This window comes from Opitutia bacterium (assembly GCA_016217545.1).
In the GTDB taxonomy this organism is placed as follows: Bacteria; Verrucomicrobiota; Verrucomicrobiia; order Opitutales; family Opitutaceae; genus Didemnitutus.
In genome coordinates this window covers 790,650-808,650 of sequence record JACRHT010000017.1, presented here as the reverse complement: position 1 = coordinate 808,650, position 18,001 = coordinate 790,650, and the positions used below count along the sequence as shown (strand labels likewise).

The following is an 18,001-nucleotide window of genomic DNA, read 5'->3' as shown; positions in this document are numbered from 1 at the left end:
CCCGGACTGACCGTGGTGGGAGCCCGCGACCAGCGGACTCTCACTAACGCAAGCCGCCATTAACCAAACCGGCCGGGCGGCGGGCAAGCGCTAATTTGCGAGACTATCGCCACAGGATATGCGTTGCGATCAGGAGTGCGATGAACCCCAGCAATGAGAACCAAGCCGCCTTTACCCAACGGTTTCGCGTGAAGCGGAGTGCCATGTAGTTGATCATGTAGAAAAAGCTGAGCCCCAGCGTCACACCCAACACGTGCCCAACGATTCCCAACTTGCGCTCCCAGTATTCCTCGGATCCGAAAAGCCGGAGAACCCAGCTCAACGTCGCGACGAAAACGAAATAGAAAAGGGAGCCGCGGAAAAGGCGTTCGCCTATCGAGCGTGCCGGGCGGCCAAGCTCTACTTCTTCCGCGAGCTTCGGATTGATCATGGAATCGAATTACCCCGCCCGCAGCGTCAGCCCCCTGATGCCTTCGCACCCGGGCAGCTTCCGGAGCTTTTCGAGGATTTGGAGGCGGTGGTGGAAGAGTTCGTTGCGCACCACGGCGTGCGAGCACAGCACCAGCAATTGGCCGCGTTCGACGACGACCGGGTGCGAGTAGGTGGCGTTGGCCACGCCGACGAGTTCGGCCCACTTTTCCCGGATCGAGTGCTCCAGCGAGTCGTGGCTGATGCGGTATTTGACCAGCAGCTCGTCGATCAGCTTGCCGAGGTCCTGCGTCTTGCGGTGACGCGACCGGCTATCCTCCTCCGGCAGGCCGCGGAAGGACGCGATGAGGTTCTCGACCTCGTGACTGAACTCTTTGGGCGCTTCGGGCATTACCGGAGGTGAACCACGAATGGACACGAATGAACACGAATGGTCCGGAATTCGTGTCTATTGGTGTTCATTCGTGGTTGCCTGGCTTGGGCTCGGGCTAGCGCGATGCTCGTGTTCGTAGAGCCGGCTGTAGCGCACGAAGGCGCCGAAGGCGGTGGCCCATGCGATGTAGAAACCGGGAAAGCCGTCGAGAAAACCCAGCCGCAGCACATACGCGCGGAAGAACCGCCACGCCGGCCGGAACACCGCCGCGCCGAGTGAAAAGCGGCCGCCCTTGGCCATCTGTTGCTGGAGGAACAGATCGGCAAACGGGTTGATCTTCGCCACGTGGTGGCTGAGCGTCGGGAAGGAGTAATGGTGCAGGTCGCCGCGGAGCGTCGCGACCGGACCGTCGACGTGCATGTGCTCGTGCACGAATTGGTCGCCGCCCCACCGGCAGTGCGCGCGGTTCACGAGGCGGGTGTTGTGGTCGGGATACCAGTCGCCGTGCGTGATCCAGCGGTCGATGAACCAGACCTTGCGCGGGAAGCGCGCCGCGTGGAACTTCCGGTCGTCGCCGCGCGCGAAGAACGCCTCGATCTCCGCGCGGAGCGCCGGCGAGACTTCCTCGTCGGCGTCGAGGCAGAGCGCCCACGGTTGCGAGCAGCGGTCGAGCGCGAAGTTCTTCGTGTCGCGGTAGCCGCGCCACTCGGTCTCGAACACCAGCGCGCCGTGCCGCATCGCGACTTCGGCGCTGGGGTCGGTGGTGTTGTTGAGCACGACGACAATTTCCGCGGTCCATCCGCGCACGCTTTCGAAGCAGCGCGGCAGCGAGTGCGCCTCGTTGCGGGCGATGATGGAGACGGAGATGGGCAGCGCTTTGGACACGTTCGGCGCGAGGAGGACACATCCGCCGCGCCATGGCAACGCGGACGATGACGACGCTGGTTCCCCCGCCCGGAGGTCGCGGGCTGCCCGGCGAAGAAAGGTTTTACTTGGAGCGTCCTCCGGCGAAGCTGCGCCGGATGTCCGTCGCGATCGTCATCCCGGTGCTCAACCAGCTCGCCTACACGCAGGGCTGCGTGCGGTGCCTGCAACCGGACCTCGCGGCGGGCGTGAAGGTGATCGTCGTCGACAACGGCTCGACCGACGGCACGCGCGAGTGGCTGGCGACGCAGCCCGCGCTCACGGTCATCCGCAACGAGCAGAACCGCGGCTGCGCACCCGCGTGGAACCAGGGTGTCCGCGCAGCCAATGTTCCTATTAAGAACATTGGCGAAGACGCGCAGGCGAGCGGCCGGGAGACGAATGTTCTTAATAGGAACATTGCCGGGGCGGCGCCGGACTGGGTCGTGGTGCTGAATAATGATGTGCTGTTGCCGGCGGGGTGGCTCGCGGCGTTGCTGGGCGCGGCGGGGCGGCATGGGCTCGATGTGGTTTGCCCGGCGATGCGCGAGCGCGACCAGAATTACGATTTCGAGAGCTACGCGCGCGAGTTCACGACGAAGCTCGGCGGCGTGGTGCGACGTGGCGGAGCGCACGGTGTTTGTTTTGCGGTGCGGCGCGCGGTGTTCGAAAAGATCGGCGGATTCGACGAGGCGTTTCGCATCGGGCAGTTCGAGGATGCGGATTTCTTCCGGCGCGCGCGGTTGGCGGGCTTTCGCACGGGCGTGGTCGGCGCGTGTTTCATTCATCACTTCGGGTCGGTGACGCAGGACGCGCTGAGCGACACGAAGAAGCAGCGGCCCTACGAGGCGGAGAACCGTGCGTATTTCCGGAAGAAATGGAAATTGGGCTGGGCGCGGCGCCGTTGGGAGAAGGCGGCGGACGGCTTGCGCGATTGGTGGTGGCGGACGGCGGAGCGCGCGCGCTTCGGGCACACGCTGCACGAGAAGTGGGATGGGGAACGCGTGCGGTTTTATTGAGGCGGAGAAATCGCGAAAGCGCGGAGAGGCGGCGACACGAAACGTCCTTCCGTGATTTCGCTCTTCCGTGTTTCCGCGATCTGGTTCGGCTCGTTCGGAGAACTCGCCCTACCTGATCGCCGCGCGCGCGGCGGCGAGCACGCGCTCGACCGTGATGTTGCGCACGCAGTGGTTGTGATACGAGTCCTCCGGCGCGCACTGGCCGGGTGAGACGCAATGCACGCACGGCAGCGGCGGTTGGAGCGTGACGTGGCCGGTGCCGACCGGTTGCCAGATGTTCATCGGCTGCGAGCCGAACAGTGCGACTACGCGCGTGCCGGAGGCGGCGGCGACGTGCATCGGGCCGCTGTCGTGGCAGAGCAGCGCGGGAGCGGCGGCGAAAAGGCCGGCGAGCTGCGTGACACCGAGACGCTGATCGATGCGGACGGCGGGCGACCGCAGGTGGTGGAGGATTTCATCGACGGTGCCCTGTTCGCCGGGGCCGGCGATGATCGCGGTCGTCACGCCCGACTCGGCATGGAGCGCGTCGATGACTTGCGCGTAGTTTTGCGGTGGCCAGATGCGCCACGCGCTCCGCGAGCCGGGATGCACGAGCAGGCGCGCGCCGCGGAGGAGTTCGCGTCCGGCGGCGATTTCGGCCGGACGCGGCACGAGGCGGGTTTCGCGGGTGACGATCGGCACGCCGATCTGCTCGAGAACGTGGAGGTAGAGATCCGTGATGTGCCGCGTGTCGAGGAACTCTCGCGGAACTTGGACGGCGGACGTGTAGAGCGCGGCGAAGTGCAGGCGTTCGCCGTGGCGGACGGTGGCTCGCGCGCCGGCGCCGGTGGCGCGGGCGATGACGGCGGTCTTGTCGCGGTTGTCGAGGTCGAGCACGTGCGTGAAGCCCGCGCGGCGCACGCGCCAGAGGAAACCCGGCCATGCGGCGGCGGTTTGCGGAAACAGCCAGCGTTCGTCGACGTCCGGATTGAGTTCGAGAATCGGCGCATAGGCCGGCTCGCAAAGGACGCCGATACGCGCGGTCGGCCAGTGCTGTTTTAAATTTCGCAGGAGCGAGCCGAGCAGCACAATATCGCCGAGGTAGCGGCGGCGGATGACGAGAACGTGCGGAGCGGCGGGCACGCCCCGGATGTTGCGGCGCGGTGCGGCCGGGCGGCAATCCAACTTTGCCGACCTCAGAGCATGTAGGCATTTGCGCTAGCCCACTCGGGCCGGACGGCGAGGGCGTCGCGGCGCTTGTCGAGTGAGTGGCGCAGGTTCTCGAGCGGGCGCTGCACGGCGTGACGCAATTGGCAGGCCACGCGCCATCCGGTGGAGAGGGGCGTCGTCCGGTCCGGCGAAGGCGGCGGTCCGCCTACCCGGCGTTCCGCTTTCTTCAGGTAGTGGGAGGCGCGGTAGAGAATCAGCCGGTAGTCGAACTCGGTCAGGCCGGCGGCGGTGCGTTTCTTCGGCGAGTCGAGAAACTGCGCGACGAGGCGCAGCGTTTCCTGCTGGGCGACCGCGGCGTGGTGATTCGCGTGGGACTGTTGCGCGTCGTGGCGCCGGAAGGCGATGAGAGGCTCGGGCGTGTAGGCGAGATCGCCGGCTTCGAGGAGGTGCAGCCAGAGCTCGAGATCGACCAATTGTCGAAAGGCGGGCGAGAAGCCGCGGTCGAGCGCGGAGCGTCGCAGCAGCACGGCGCTGGGTTCGCCGATGAGGTTTTGATTGGCGAGCAGGCAGCGGCCGATCAACGCGCGGCCGGGGTGCAGGCCGGCGCGGCGCAGGGGATTCCAGAGATCGAGGGGACGGGAGTCCTCGTCCATCACGCGGCGCGCGGCGGTGGCGATGACGGCGCGCGGGTGGCGCTCGAGCAGCTCGACCAGACGCGAGATCGCGTGGCGGGAATTGAAGGCGTCGTCGCCGAAGAGGAATTTCACGTAGTCCCCGCGCGCCTGACTCAGGCACCAGTTCCAGTGGGGAACCATGCCGAGGTTGCGCGGTTGGATCACGACCCGCACGCGTGGGTCGGCTTGGGTCAGTTCACGGATGATGCTGGCCGAGTCGTCGGTCGATCCATCGTCGCTCACGAGGATTTCCAGGTCGGAATAGTCCTGCGCGAGCGCGGACTGCAGGGCCTGCGGGAGGAAGCGGGCGTAGTTGTAGGTCGGGATGAGGACGCTGACCAGCGGCGGGCGGGAGGGATTGAGTCGGCTCACGCCGCCTACGACGCGCGTTCGCGAAATGTGTTTCCCCGGTGTCGCGGGTCTCCGATAGGCCAATCTGCGGCCCGCGGGGAACAAGGCGTTCTCCCCTGCGTTGAAACGTGCGCCGGCCGGGACGAAAAAATCCGAAGATTTTTTCGGGAACCGCTTCAGGGCGCCGTCGTGCCGCCGGCCTGGCGGTCGTAGAGCGATTTGTAGAGGGCGTTGCCGGCGTAGAGCGCGGCGTGGTCGCCTTGGGCGATGACGCGACCGTGATCGAAAACCAAAATCATCGAGGCGTCGCGGATCGTGCTGAAGCGGTGCGCGATGATGAGCACGGTCTTGCCGACGACGAGATGGCGCAGGGCGTCCTGCACGGCGGCTTCGCTGTCGGAGTCGAGCGCGCTGGTGGCTTCGTCGAGGATGAGGATCGGGGCGTTGCGCAGGAACGCGCGGGCGATGGCGAGGCGCTGCTTTTGTCCGCCGGAGAGGAGCGCGCCGCGTTCGCCGACGACGGTGTCGTAGCCCTGCGGCTGTTTCTCGATGAACTCGTGGGCGTGTGCGGCTTTAGCGGCGGCGACGACTTCGTCGCGCGTGGCGCCCTCGCGGCCGAGGAGCAGGTTGTTGAAGATGGTGTCGTTGAAGAGCACCGGTTCCTGCGAGACGAGCGCGATGTTGCGGCGCAGGTCGGCGAGCCGCATGGCGCGGACGTCGATGCTGTCGATGGCGACGCGGCCGGCGGCGACTTCGTAGAAGCGCGGGACGAGGTTGGCGAAGGTGGTCTTGCCCGCGCCGCTCGGGCCGACGAGCGCGCAGACGGTGCCCGCAGGGATGCGCGCGGTGACTTGGGAGAGTGCCGGGCTGTCGCCGTAGGAGAACGACACGTCCTCGAACGCGAGGTCGCCGCGCAGGCGCGAGACGGCGACGGGCGCGGCGGGATCGGCGATGGTGACGGGTTCGTGGAGGACGACTTCGAGGCGGTCGAGCGAGGCTTCGCCGCGTTTCATCTCGCTGTTGAGCGCGCCCATTTTCTTCACGGGCTCGTAGGAGGTGTAGAGCGCGCTGATGATCGAGATGAACGTCGCGAGGTCGACGCCGCTGCCGTAGGCGTAGATGAGGGTGAAGGCGATGCCGCCGGCGGAGATCACCTCGATCGCCGGCGTGAGGGCTTGGGCGTATTTCGTGATCTTCATCTGCGCCGTCACGAGTGCGGCGGTGCCGGCGGCGAAGCGCTTGGTCTCGCGTTCCTCAAGGCTGAAGGCGCGGACTTCGCGTGCGGCGGAGAGGTTTTCTGAAAAGTGAGAAGTCACGTGTCCGAGGCGCGACTGCATGTCCGCAGCCCGCTTGATGACCTTCTTGCCGACGAAGCGAATCGGGAGAACCACCAACGGCACGGCGGCGAGGCACACGAGCATGAGCGCGACGCCTTGCGAGGTGTAGGCGAGGTAGCCGACGGCGAAGATCGAGCCGATGAGAGTTGCCGGCTGCTTGATGCCGTCGTTCGCCAGCTGCGTGAGCGTGAACTGGAGCTGCGCGGTGTCGGCGAGGCCGCGCGAGATCAGGTCGCCGGTCTGCTTGCGTTGGACGAACGAGAGCGGGAGCAGCTGGAGCTTGCGGAAGTAGTCGAGGCGGATGGCCTCGAGGATGCGGACGCCGGCGTATTGCGTGTAGAAACTGTTGAGGTAGCCCGTCACGGCGCGCAGCAGGAACACCATCGGTATGCACGCCGCGATGAGCATGACGGTCGACATGGGCAGCGCGCCGCCTTGTCGGTCGAAGATGGGCGGGAAGACGTATTTGACGAGCAGCGGGATGCCGGCGCCGCTCGCGACGCCGTAGAGCACGCCGTAGCAAATGGCCTTCGCGATGGGACCGCGGACTTGCTTGAGGTAACCGAAATACGGGCGGAAGCGGCGGAGAGTCATTGGGCGCGGCGGAAAGGGTTAGTCCTTCGCCGCGCGGACGTCCAGCGCGTCGCGCAGGCCGTCGCCGAGGAAGTTGAGCGAGAAAAGCGTGAGCGAAAACACGCCGCCAGGGAACACGAGGAGCCACCAGTATTCCTCCATTTTCTCCGCGCCGTCCTTGATCAGCGTGCCCCACGAACTCATGGGCGGCTGGACGCCGAGGCCGAGGAAGCTGAGGAAGGCTTCGAGCAACATCACGGCGGGAATGGTGAGCGTCGTGTAGACGATGATCGGGCCGAGGATGTTCGGGATCAGGTGGCGGAGGACGATGCGGCGATTGCTGTAGCCGAGCGAGCGGGCGGCTTCGATGAATTCCATTTTCTTCAACGCCATGACCTGACCGCGGACGATGCGTGCCATCGTCAACCACTCGACGGCACCGATCGCGACGAAGAGCAGGATGATGTTCCGGCCGAAGATTACCATGAGCAGGATCACGAAAATCGTGAACGGCAGGGCGTAGAGGATGTCGACGATGCGCATGAGCACCGCGTCGACCTTGCCGCCGTGATAGCCGGCGGCTGCGCCGTAGAGCACGCCGATGGTGAGCGCCACGAACGTCGCGCTCAGGCCCACGCCGAGCGAGATGCGGCCGCCGTAGAGCATGCGCACGAGCAGATCGCGGCCGAGCGTGTCGGTGCCGAGCCAGTGTGCGCCGGACGGTGGCGTGGCGCCGAGGTCGAGGTTCTGGTCTTGGTAAGACAGATTGAAGAAGAGAGGCGCGAGCAGGCAGAGCGTGCTCAGGACGAGCAGCGTCACGCCGCCGAAGACCGCGAGCTTGTTCTTTTTGAGCCGGTGCCAGGCGTCCGCGCCCAACGAGTGGCCGGCTTCCTCGGGAGCGGCGGCGGGCTGAGCGGAGGAGGTGAGGGGAAGCGCCACGGAGTTAGGTGCCCACGGAATACGCGGAAAACACGGAAGAGGAAAAACCACTAAACACACGAAAGGGGGCTGCCGCGCTCGGAAGCTCTTTCGTGTCTTTCGTGTGTTTCGTGGTGAACATGCTCATTCGAATTTCAGCTTCGGGTTGAGCCAGACCTGCGCGATGTCGACGAGCAGGTTCATCACGACGAGCAGGCCGCCGTAAAGGATGACGGTGCCGAGGACCAAGGTGTAGTCGCGATTGAAGGCGCTGTTCACGAACTCGCGGCCGAGGCCGGGGATTTGGAAAATCGTCTCGATGACGAACGAGCCGGTGAGGATGCCGGCGATGGCGGGCCCGAGAAACGACACGACTGGCAACAGGCCGCCGCGGAGCGCGTGCTTGAAGATGATGCGCGCCTCAGTGGCACCCTTGGCGCGGGCGGTGCGGATGAAATCCTGGTGCAGCACCTCAAGCATGCCGCCGCGCGTGAGACGCATGATGTAGGCCGCGTAGACGAAGCCGAGCGTCACGCCCGGCAGAATCCGGTCAGTCGGCCCATACCAACCGGAGACGTTGAACCAGTGGAGGTAGATGCCGAGCGAGAGCGCGAGGATCGGGCCCAGCACAAAAGTCGGCACGCAAATCCCGATCATACCCACGCCGCTGCACAGGTAGTCCAGAAAGGTGTTCCGCTTCACCGCGGCGATGACGCCAAGCGGGAGGCCGAGCGTGAGCGCGATGAGGAGCGCCCACGCGCCGAGTTCGAGCGAGACGGGGAGCTTGTCGGCGATGATTTCGTTGACCGTGCGGTTGGTGTATTTGAACGAAGGGCCGAGGTCGCCCTGCGCGAGCTTGCCGAGGTAGGTGAGGTATTGGCGCCAGAGCGGCTGATCGAGGCCGTAGTGCGCTTCGAGATTTTTCAGAATCTCCGGCGGGATCGCCTTCTCCGCGGTGAACGGCCCACCCGGCACGAAGCGCACCATGAAGAACGTCGCCGTGATGATGAAGAAGATCACGGGAATCGTCTGCAGCAGGCGGCGGAGGACGAAGCGGAGCATGGTCGGAGGACGGGTGAAAGAGGACAGAGGACGGAGGACGGAGGCCAGACGGAAACGGCCCGCCATGGTGGTTTGGAGCTTCCCGTCCGGCGGCGGATACTGCTTTCTTTCGTCCGCGAACCGCGCTGGTATCGCAGCCCTGATGATGAGCAACCCCTCCACGCCGTGTCATCGCCCGTAGCCAATTTCGTCGGCAAATTCACCGTGCTGAACGGCGCATCGCGCGAGTTGTGGCTGACCTTCGGCGTCAAGCTGCTGAACTTCGCGGCCTACACCGTCACCAACCTGACGCTCAAGCGCTGGCTCTCGACGGAGTTCGGTTACTCCGACCAGCAGGCGCTCGGCCTCGTGGGCGTGTGGTCGATCGTCATGACCGGAAGCACTCTGCTGGTTGGCGCGCTGACGGACGCGATTGGACTGCGGAAATCTTTCTTCCTCGGCATCTGGATCTGCATCGTCGGACGGGCGGTGATGGTGTTCGCACCGACGCCGTGGATCGCCATCGGCTTGGGCATGTTCCCCCTCGCCATCGGCGAAGCGCTGGGCACGCCGGTGTTGGTCGCCGCCACCCGCAAATTCTCCACCACGGCGCAACGTTCGATCTCGTTTTCCGGCGCCTACATGATGGTCAACGCCGGCTCGTTCATCGCTTCGATCCTGTTCGACGAGGTGCGGCAGGGGTTGGGCGAGAACGGTCATCTGACGCTGCCGGTTCTCGGCACCACGCTGACGACTTATCGCACGTTGTTCTTGGTGAGCTTCGGTCTCGAAGTGCTGATGCTGCCGCTGGTGTGGCTGATGCGGCGTGGCGTCGAAGTCACGGACGACGGAGTGAAGATCGTGCCCCCGCCGCCCAAAGTGGCATCGGGGAACATGCTGGAAGAATTTTCGGAATCCGTCGCCGGCAGCTTGAGGGAAACCGTGCGGATCTTCCGCGATCTTTTCCGCCAATCGGGCTTCTACCGGTTGATCGCGTTCCTGGTGCTGATAGCGTTCCTGAAACTGATCTTCATGCAGATGTATTACGTGTTTCCCGAGTTCGGCATCCGCGTGCTCGGCGACGGCGCGCCGGTCGGGAGACTCTGGGCGATCAACGCGCTGATCGTCGTCTTGCTCACGCCGATCGTGGGCGCGCTCACGCAGCGGTTTCCGGCCTACAGCGTGGTGACGGTCGGCGGGTTCATCTCGGCGGCATCGGTGTTCGTGATGGCCATGCCGCCCGCGTGGTTTCAGCCGCTGGCGGACAGCGCGGCCGGTCAATGGCTCGGCCACAGCTATCTGGGCGTGAAGGGCGGCATCCATCCCTACTATGTGATGGTCGCGCTCTACGTCATCGTGCTGTCGATCGGCGAGGCGTTCTACTCGCCGCGCGTGTATGAATACGCCTCTTCCATCGCGCCCGCGGGCCAGGAGGCGTCCTACGGAGCGCTGTCCTACATTCCGCTGCTGCTCGCGAAACTCTTCATCGGAACTTTCTCCGGCGTGCTGCTCGCGCGATATTGTCCGGCTGTCGGCGAGCGCCAACCGGAGACCATGTGGCTGTTCGTGGCGCTCACCGCCACCATCGCGCCGGTGGGCCTGATCGCGCTGCGCAACGTGATCCGGGTGCGCGAGGCCGGGCGGGAGAGTTGAGCGCGGATTGACGTGATTGAGTGGGCGCCGGGTTGAGTCAGGCTCTTGGTTGCCGATGTCGGTCTGCCGTCGCCGGTGTGGAAACCGGCGACCACCTTGCGGCAAACTGCGAACGGGTGGGCGTCGGTTTCCAGACCGACGCCGGTCGCCAATGGGGACATCGGCGACCACCCCGTGCTGGCCCGGTTAGTTGGGCGCTGGCGTCGCTGATGGCGCCTCGAGCGCGGCGGCATCAATGACCCACGGCCAATCGTCTGGGCGGGCACAGAGGGCTCGCGCGACGGGATTGTTGCGAATGTAAGCGGCTTTCAGTTCGAACTCGGCGTCGTTGCGGATCCGGTGATCGAAGTAGTTGTCTTGCCAGGCGACCTTCAGTGTCCGCGTTTGCCACGCCTTCCAACGACCAACAGTGAATCGCATTTCCGAATCAGGCGGAAAGCTGATGAGCGCGTGCAGATGGTCGGGCATGAGCACCATCAGGTGGCAAAACCAAGATGCCCGCTGGTGGTAGAAATTCACGGAGGCCAACAGACCGCGCGCGATGGCCGGATCCGTCAACGGATGCCGGTTCTCTCGGCTCGCGCGAATTCGGAGGTGAAATATCGCGCCTGTTTTCACCCAGGTGGGAGTCTTGTGGTGTAGGCGCCGGGTTGAGTCGCGGGGCATCGGACGTCGGCGTGGCCCCGCCGTCGCCGGTATGGAAACCGGCGACCACCTTGCGGCAAACTGCAAACGGGTGGGCGTCGGTTTCCAGACCGACGCCTGTCGCCGATGGGGACATCGGCGACCACCTCGGGGCGATGCTAGTCGCGAGCCTTTTCCCGCATCATCGCGTCGCGCTTGGGCTTGAACTCGTTGCCGGCGCGCCATTGCGGCCAGGTGTCGCCGTTGGCGATGCGGAGGCCGACTTCGACGAGGAACGCGGTGTCCTGCGCCGCGCCCTCGAAGGTCCAGTCAGGCTGCACTTCGTCGGTGACCTTGTGGTAGCGGTTGGCGACGTAGTCCTTCACCTGCTTCTCGGCGAAGTCCTCGTCCTGGCCGATATACTTGCGGCCGTTCTTCGGGTAGTAGGAAGGCACGCCGACCTTCGCGAATTCGAAGTGGTCGCTGCGGTAGTAGGAGCCGAATTCCGGGTGCGCCTCGGGGCCCATGGTGCGACCCATCTCCTTGGCGACGGCGATGCCGATGTCGTCGATGGTCGAGGCGCCGAAGCCGATCGTGGTCATGTCGCTCGTCGGGTTGAAGGGATTCGCGCCGTCGATGTTGATGTTCGCGACGGTTTTGTTGAGCGGGTAGAGCGGATTCTCGGCGTAGTAGCGGGAGCCGAGCAGGCCTTTTTCCTCGGCGGTGACGGAGAGGAAAAGGATGCTGCGCTTCGGGCGCTGGTCGGCCGGGAGCTTCGACATGATCTCGGCGATCTCGAGCAGCACGGCGCAACCGGCGGCGTTGTCCGCGGCGCCGTTGAAGATCTGGTCGCCGACGAGCTTCGGTTCGCGGCCGAGGTGATCCCAGTGCGCGGTGTAGATGACGAACTCGTCCTTCAGCTTCGGATCGGCCCCGGGGATCATCGCGACGACGTTGCGCGAAGCGACGTTGCGGAGCTGGTTCTCGACGACGAACGACGCCTTGGTGCCGAGCGGCATTGGCGTGAAGTCGCGGGTCGCGGCGGCTTTCTTCGCGGCGTCGTAGTCCTTGCCGCACGAGGCGAAGAGCCGGCGCGCCGCGTCGAGCGTGAGCCAGCCTTCCATCGCGACGTGGCCGGCGTTCTTGTCGAGCGCGCTGATCTCGAAGTTCTCACGCGCGCGGCTGCCGGTGACGACGGCGAAGGGATACGCGGCCGGCCCAGTCTCGTGGACGATGAGGCACGCGGTCGCGCCTTTGGCGGCGGCGATCTCGTATTTGTAGGTCCAGCGGCCGTAGTAGGTCATGGCTTTGCCGCCGAAAACCTTCGGGTCGAGCCCGCCGGTCTTCGGGTCGAGGACGGGCGGGTCATTGATGAGCATGACGACGGTTTTGCCGCGCACGTCGACGCCCTTGTAGTCATCCCAGCCGAACTCCGGCGCGACAATGCCGTAGCCGACGAAGACCACGTCGGTGTCCTTCGCTTCGACGCGCGGCTCGATGCGCGACGACGGGCCGACGAAGTCGTTGATGTTTTCCATCGTGAGCGTGACGCCGTCGCGGTTGAACGAAAGCGTGGGGGCGGAGGTGATGCCGACGAGCGGCGCGTTTTGCAGGAAGCCGCCCTCGGGGTTGCCGGGCTGGAGGCCCATTTTCTGAAACTCGCCAACGAGGTAGGCGACGGTCTTGTCCTCACCGGGCGTGCCGGGCGCGCGGCCTTCGAATTCATCGGAGGCGAGAACCTTCGTGCGCTCGAGGATGCGCGCGGCGGAGGCGGCGTGGGGAAGCGGAGGAAGTTCGGCGAACGCGCTCGCGGTGGCGAGCAGCGCGCCGAGGATACAGGCGGCGGGGCGGTGAGGTGACATGGTTAGGTTGTGTGTGAGAAAAAGCGGGAACGGGATCACGGCTTGGCCGCGGTCCGGAGTGAGGCATCGCGGACGGCTTTGAACTCGGTGCCAGGTTTCCATTCGGGGATGGTGTCGGCGTTGGCGACGCGGAGGCCGAGGGCGAGGAGGAACTTCGCGTCGGCCGCGGCGCCGCCGCAGGTCCAGTCGGGGCGGACTTCGTCGGAGACCTTGTGGTAATCGTTCACGAGATACGAGAGGCGCAGTTTCTCGCCGGTGCCGGCGGGCGCGTCGAGGAGATCGACGCCGGAGCGCACGAAGAAAGCCGGCACGCCGACCTTCGCGAACTCGAAGTGATCGCTGCGGTAATAGTAACCTTTCTCCGGCTCGGAGTCGGGACGCAGCACGCGGCCTTGCTCGCGGGCGATGGCGGCGGCGTAGTCGTCGAGTGTAGACGGATTGCGGCCGACGATCTCCAGATCGCGCGTCGGGCCATAGGCGAGGTTCGCGTCCAGCGGCTCGATGTTGAGGTTGGCGACGGTGCGCGCGAGCGGGTGGAGCGGGTTGCGCGCGTAGAATTGCGAGCCGAGGATGCCTTTTTCTTCGTAAGTCGGCGAGAAGAACAACAGCGAACGACGCGGGCGCTCGGCGGCGGGCAGCGCGGCGGTGACTTGCGCGATCTCGAGCATCATGGCGACGGAGATGGCGTTGTCGGCGGCGCCGTTGAGGATCTGGTCGCCGGTGAGCGCGGGGTTGCGGCCATAGGCGTCCCAGTGCGCGGAATAGACGACGAATTCGTCGCGCAACTTGGGATCGGAACCGGGCAGGAGCGCGATGACGTTGCGCGAGGTGACGCTGCGGACCTTGTTCGCGACGGCGACGTGGGCGCGGGCGCCGAGCGACACCGGGCGGAAGTCGCGGCGCGCGGCGGCGGCTTTCAGCGCGGCGTAGTCGTGGCCGGCGGCGGCGAAGAGCCGGCGCGCGGTGTCGAGCGTGATCCAGCCTTCGACGGCGACGCGCTGCTGGCTCGCCGCCTCGGAGCCGACGTCGAACGTCTCGCGTCCCGAGCCGGCGGCGATGACGGCGAACGGATAACCGGCCGGACCGGTCTCGTGCACGATGAAGACGGCGGCGGCACCGCGCGCGGAGGCGCTCTCGAATTTGTAGGTCCAGCGGCCGTAGTAGGTCATCGCCTTGCCGCCGAAGATCGTGTCGTCGAGCTGGCCGGTTTTCGCGTCGGTGATCGGCGGGTCGTTGATGAGCATCACGACGATCTTGCCGCGCACGTCGACGTCCTTGAAATCGTCCCAGCCGAATTCGGGCGCGGTGATGCCGTAGCCGACGAAGACGACTTCGCTGTCCTTCAGCTCGACCTGCGGCTGGCGGCGGCGCGAGAGCGCGATGAAGTCGAGGCCGACTTGCGGCGTGAGCGATTGCTTGGCGGAAGCGCCGAAGGAGAACGTGAGCGCGGATTGCGACGTGAGGCCGGTGGTGACGACGTTTTGGACGAACGTGCCATCGGGGTTGCCGGGTTGCAGGCCGAGTTTTTGAAACTCGCTGATGAGGTAGGCGACGGTCTTGTCCTCGCCCGGCGTGCCGGGGGCGCGGCCTTCGAATTCGTCGGAGGCGAGCACCTTGGTGCGCTCGAGGATGCGGGCGGCGGAAGGCGTGGGGACTTCAGCGATCGCGCTCGTGCAGGCGAGCAGTGTGAGCAGGCTGAGGGAGGCTTTCATGCGAAAGGGTGACTTCTTCATAGAAGCGGTTCCAGAGCGCGTCTTGGCGCCAGCCGGAGACGTGTGGGGCGACGAGGTAGTCCTGGGAATTGAAGTAGAACGGCACGACGGGCAACTGGTCGAGCAAGCGCTGCTCGGCGGCGCGGTAAAGTTCGGTGCGACGAGTGGCGTCGGTTTCGCGGCGAGCGTCGCGTGCGAGTTCGTCGTAACGAGCGTCGGACCAGCGCGGGAAGTTGCCCGGCGCGCCGGTGGTGAGTTCGTCGAAGAGCGCGCTCGCGTCGTCGTAGTCGGGGATGGCGGGCATGAGCGCGATGGCGAAGTCGCCGGCGATGACGGCGGCCATGTGGACTTTGCCCTCGCGCTGGACGATGGACGTCTCGATGCCGAGTTCGCGGCGCCACATTTGTTGGGCGGCCTCGAGAATGGCGGGGTTCACGTTCCAGGCGGCGAGTTCGAGTTTCGGAAAACCTTTGCCGCCGGGGAAACCGGCTTCGGCGAGGAGCGCGCGCGCGGCGGCGGGATCGGGAGTGAGTTGCGCGGCGCCAGTGTAGCCGCCGAGACCCGGCGGGATGAAGCTTAGGGCGGGGCGCTGGGCGCCGCGGAGGATGTTGCGGACGATGGCGTCGCGATCGAGCGCGAGGGCGAGGGCGCGGCGAACGCGGATGTCGTCGAGTGGCGGGCGCGTGGTGTTGAGGGCGAAGTAGCGCGTCTCGTGGAGCGGCTGGCGGCGGAGCGTGGGCGCGGCGTAGTTATCCAGTTTGGTGAACGGCACCGCCATGGTGAGGTCGACTTGGCCGGCGCGAAAGGCGCGCTCCTCGGTGTCGCCGCTGTCGTAGATTTGGTAGCGGACGCCGGTGAGTTTGATGCGGTCGACGGCGTGGTAGTGCGGGCTGCGTGTGACGAGGAGGTGCTGGGCCTTGCGCCACTCGGCGAGGATGAACGGGCCGTTGCCGGCGTAGTGGCCGGGCTCGGTCCACGGCGCGCCGCGCGCGGTGGCGCCGCCGAATTTTTCCACGGTGGCGGAATGCACGGGCAGCCACGGGCCGCTGGCGGCGAGCGCGAGGAGGTGCGGCGTGGGTTGTTCGAGCGTGAGGACGACGGTGCGCGCGTCGGGTGCGGTGACGCCGAGCTGGGTGGGTTCGGAGATGTGGCCGCGGTAGAATGCGGCGGCGTTCTTCAGCACAAAGAAGAGCGGGGCTTTCGGCGCGCCGAGGGCGGGCGTGAGCGCGCGGCGGAAGGAGTAGACGAAGTCGGCGGCGGTGACGGAATCGCCGTTGGACCAGTGCGCGTCGGCGCGGAGATGGAACGTCCACGTGAGACCGTCGGCGGAAGTTGCCCAGCGCTCGGCGACGCCGGGGAGTGGCGGGCCGCCGGCGGGATTGGGGACGACGAGGCCTTCGGTGAGCGCGCGGATGAGGAAGAATTCGTCCGGCAGCGTGGCGAGGTGCGGATCGAGCGTTGCGGGCTCGTTGCGCTGGCTGATGCGGAGCAGTTGCTCGGTCGAGGCGGGTGCGTCGCGGCGGCATCCTGTCCAGATCACGCAGAGTGCGAGGGCACAAAGCAGGGAGGACAGTGGACGGAGGACGGAGGACAGGCGGCGGAAGACGGACGGACGCGCCGCTGCGAGGGCTTGTGGCGCGGAACGGAGTCCGCGCCCTACCGTCATCTCACGGCGCGAGCGACACATGCCGGTAATCCATGTGATCCATCGGATTTGGCAACCAGTCCTTCACGGACGGGGAACAGAGATAGACGTGCGTGTTGAAGTAGACCGGGATGCAGGGCGAGCCTTCGAGCATGACGAGTTCGGCTTGTTGGAGGAGCTGGCCGCGAGCGGTGGCGTCCTTCTCGGTCATCGCGCGGTTCATCAGGGCGTCGTAGTCGGGGCTGGCCCAGCCGGTGTGGTTGTTGCCGGCGTCACTGCGCCAGAGGTCGAGGAAGGTGGTGGCGTCGAGGTAGTCGCCAACCCAATCGCCGAAGAGCAGCTGGTAGTTGCCGGTGCGCCGGTTGGCGAAGGCGACCTTGTATTCCTGGTTCACGAGCTGGACCTCGATGCCGAGATCGCGGCGCCACATTTCCTGGATGGCTTCGACGACGAGGCGGAGCACTTCGGAATTGTTGTAGGTGATCTCGAGCGGCGGGAAGCCCTGGCCGCCGGGATAGCCGGCCTCGGCGAGGAGTTTTTTCGCGGTGTCGAGGTCGCGGGGTGGCAGCGCGGGCACGGGGTAGTCGGGCATCTCGCGCGGCACGAGCGAGGGAGCGGGGCGCTGGCCGCCGCGGAGGACTTTTTCGACGATGAGCGCGCGGTCGATGGCGAGCGAGAGCGCGCGGCGGACGAGCGCGTTGTCGAGCGGGGGCTTGCGGGTGTTGGCGCGGAAGAAATACGTGCTGAGATACGGGTCGATGCGCAGCGACTCGGGCATCGACTGGCGGTAGCTGGCGAGTTTCGAGAGCGAGAGATTGTAGGTGAGGTGGAGCTGGCCGGCGCGGAAGGCGCGCTCCTCGGCGTCGACGCTGTCGATCGGGTAGAAGACGATGGAGTTGAGCTTCACGTGCTCGCGGTCCCAGTAGGTCGCGGATTTCTCGACGACGAGGCGCTGGTGCGACGTCCACTCCTTGAGATGGAACGGGCCGCTGGTGACGATGCGTTGCGGCGTGGTCCACGCGGTGCCGCGCTGGTAGGCGTTGCCGGCGGCGGCGATGGCGCGGACGTTGACGGGGCGCCACGGGGAGTTGAGGAGGACTTGGAGAAAATACGGTGCGGGCGCAGTGAGATGGACGACGAGCGTGCGGGCGTCGGGTGCAGCGAGACCGACGGCGGAGAAGTCGGCTTTGCCTTTGTTGAACTCCTCGGCGCCGCGGACCATGTAGAGCATGTAGGCGTAGTCGGCGGCGAGCGTCGGCGTGAGGATGCGTTTCCAGGATTCGACGCAGTCCTGCGCGGTGAGGGGTTCGCCGTTGGACCACTTGGCGTTGGCGCGCAGGTGAAACGTGTAGGTGAGGCCGTCGGTGGAAATGTCCCACCGCTCGGCGAGGGCGGGGACGGGCTTGAGGGTCTTCGGGTCGAAGCTGACGAGCGGCTCGAACAGCGAATGGAGGACCTTGGCTTCGCCGATGCCGGTAACGACGTGCGGATCGAGGTCGCTCGGCTCGGCGCCGATGCTCATGTGCAGCGTGCCGGTGCGGTTGCCGATTTGGACGGGCGTCTCGCGCTTTGAGCAGGCGGTGCCGAAACAGAGGACGGAGGACAGAAGACAGAGGACTGAAAGGCGCGTGAGGTGGAGCGCGTTGACCTCAACGCGCTTGTTGGTCGTGCGAGAGCGCATTGGGGTCAATGCGCTCCACCACACGAGTCGGCGGTCACAGACCGCCGCTACAGGGGG

The 18,001-nt window shown here is 66.0% G+C and carries 15 protein-coding genes; 2 read left to right on the top strand and 13 right to left on the bottom strand.

All coding sequences use genetic code 11. The annotated features are described in order from the left end of the window. Positions 1-103: 103 nt before the first annotated feature. The 3 genes from HZA32_19305 to HZA32_19295 are packed head-to-tail and all read right to left on the bottom strand — an operon-like array spanning position 104 to position 1,675. Positions 104-430 carry a hypothetical protein gene (locus HZA32_19305; protein ID MBI5426227.1) on the bottom strand — a complete coding sequence of 109 codons (327 nt, stop codon included), beginning with the start codon at positions 428-430 and terminating at the stop codon, positions 104-106. 9 nt (positions 431-439) lie between these two features. Further along, positions 440-820, bottom strand: a complete 381-nt coding sequence (locus HZA32_19300) for a DUF721 domain-containing protein (protein ID MBI5426226.1) — start codon at positions 818-820, stop codon at positions 440-442. Positions 821-877: 57 nt separating this feature from the next. Continuing rightward, positions 878-1,675: a glycosyltransferase family 2 protein gene (locus HZA32_19295; GenBank protein ID MBI5426225.1), complete on the bottom strand. Its 798-nt coding sequence runs from the start codon at positions 1,673-1,675 to the stop codon at positions 878-880. A 149-nt stretch (positions 1,676-1,824) separates the two neighbouring features. On the opposite strand from HZA32_19295, the gene HZA32_19290 reads away from it, so the two are divergent. Then, positions 1,825-2,724, top strand: a complete 900-nt coding sequence (locus HZA32_19290) for a glycosyltransferase (GenBank protein MBI5426224.1) — start codon at positions 1,825-1,827, stop codon at positions 2,722-2,724. A 108-nt stretch (positions 2,725-2,832) separates the two neighbouring features. On the opposite strand, the gene HZA32_19285 is transcribed toward HZA32_19290, so the two are convergent. The 5 genes from HZA32_19285 to HZA32_19265 all read right to left on the bottom strand — a co-directional run bounded on the left by HZA32_19285 (position 2,833) and on the right by HZA32_19265 (position 8,788). Further along, the gene (locus HZA32_19285; protein MBI5426223.1) at positions 2,833-3,846 is read right to left on the bottom strand and encodes a glycosyltransferase family 9 protein; all 1,014 of its coding nucleotides are present in this window, start codon (positions 3,844-3,846) and stop codon (positions 2,833-2,835) included. A 53-nt stretch (positions 3,847-3,899) separates the two neighbouring features. Further along, the gene (locus tag HZA32_19280; GenBank protein ID MBI5426222.1) at positions 3,900-4,919 is read right to left on the bottom strand and encodes a glycosyltransferase family 2 protein; all 1,020 of its coding nucleotides are present in this window, start codon (positions 4,917-4,919) and stop codon (positions 3,900-3,902) included. A gap of 155 nt (positions 4,920-5,074) precedes the next feature. Continuing rightward, on the bottom strand, positions 5,075-6,829 hold the full coding sequence (locus HZA32_19275; GenBank protein ID MBI5426221.1) for an ABC transporter ATP-binding protein: 1,755 nt from the start codon (positions 6,827-6,829) through the stop codon (positions 5,075-5,077). Positions 6,830-6,847: 18 nt separating this feature from the next. Then, on the bottom strand, positions 6,848-7,747 hold the full coding sequence (locus HZA32_19270) for an ABC transporter permease (GenBank protein ID MBI5426220.1): 900 nt from the start codon (positions 7,745-7,747) through the stop codon (positions 6,848-6,850). Between the two features lie 123 nt (positions 7,748-7,870). Next, positions 7,871-8,788: an ABC transporter permease subunit gene (locus HZA32_19265; protein MBI5426219.1), complete on the bottom strand. Its 918-nt coding sequence runs from the start codon at positions 8,786-8,788 to the stop codon at positions 7,871-7,873. A gap of 165 nt (positions 8,789-8,953) precedes the next feature. Between HZA32_19265 and HZA32_19260 the strand changes: the two genes are divergently transcribed. Then, positions 8,954-10,420 carry an MFS transporter gene (locus tag HZA32_19260; GenBank protein ID MBI5426218.1) on the top strand — a complete coding sequence of 489 codons (1,467 nt, stop codon included), beginning with the start codon at positions 8,954-8,956 and terminating at the stop codon, positions 10,418-10,420. A gap of 186 nt (positions 10,421-10,606) precedes the next feature. Here HZA32_19260 and HZA32_19255 read toward each other — a convergent pair whose 3' ends face one another. The 5 genes from HZA32_19255 to HZA32_19235 form a co-directional block, all read right to left on the bottom strand. Continuing rightward, positions 10,607-11,086, bottom strand: coding sequence for a transposase (locus tag HZA32_19255; GenBank protein MBI5426217.1), 480 nt, complete (start codon positions 11,084-11,086; stop codon positions 10,607-10,609). A 137-nt stretch (positions 11,087-11,223) separates the two neighbouring features. Continuing rightward, positions 11,224-12,906, bottom strand: a complete 1,683-nt coding sequence (locus tag HZA32_19250; protein ID MBI5426216.1) for a M28 family peptidase — start codon at positions 12,904-12,906, stop codon at positions 11,224-11,226. Between the two features lie 35 nt (positions 12,907-12,941). Continuing rightward, positions 12,942-14,618: a M28 family peptidase gene (locus HZA32_19245; protein MBI5426215.1), complete on the bottom strand. Its 1,677-nt coding sequence runs from the start codon at positions 14,616-14,618 to the stop codon at positions 12,942-12,944. Next, on the bottom strand, positions 14,563-16,158 hold the full coding sequence (locus HZA32_19240; protein ID MBI5426214.1) for a peptide ABC transporter substrate-binding protein: 1,596 nt from the start codon (positions 16,156-16,158) through the stop codon (positions 14,563-14,565). The genes HZA32_19245 and HZA32_19240 overlap by 56 nt, the downstream gene beginning before the upstream one ends. A gap of 127 nt (positions 16,159-16,285) precedes the next feature. Then, complete coding sequence (locus tag HZA32_19235; GenBank protein ID MBI5426213.1) at positions 16,286-17,944, bottom strand: peptide ABC transporter substrate-binding protein; 1,659 nt, start codon at positions 17,942-17,944, stop codon at positions 16,286-16,288. Positions 17,945-18,001: the final 57 nt, after the last annotated feature.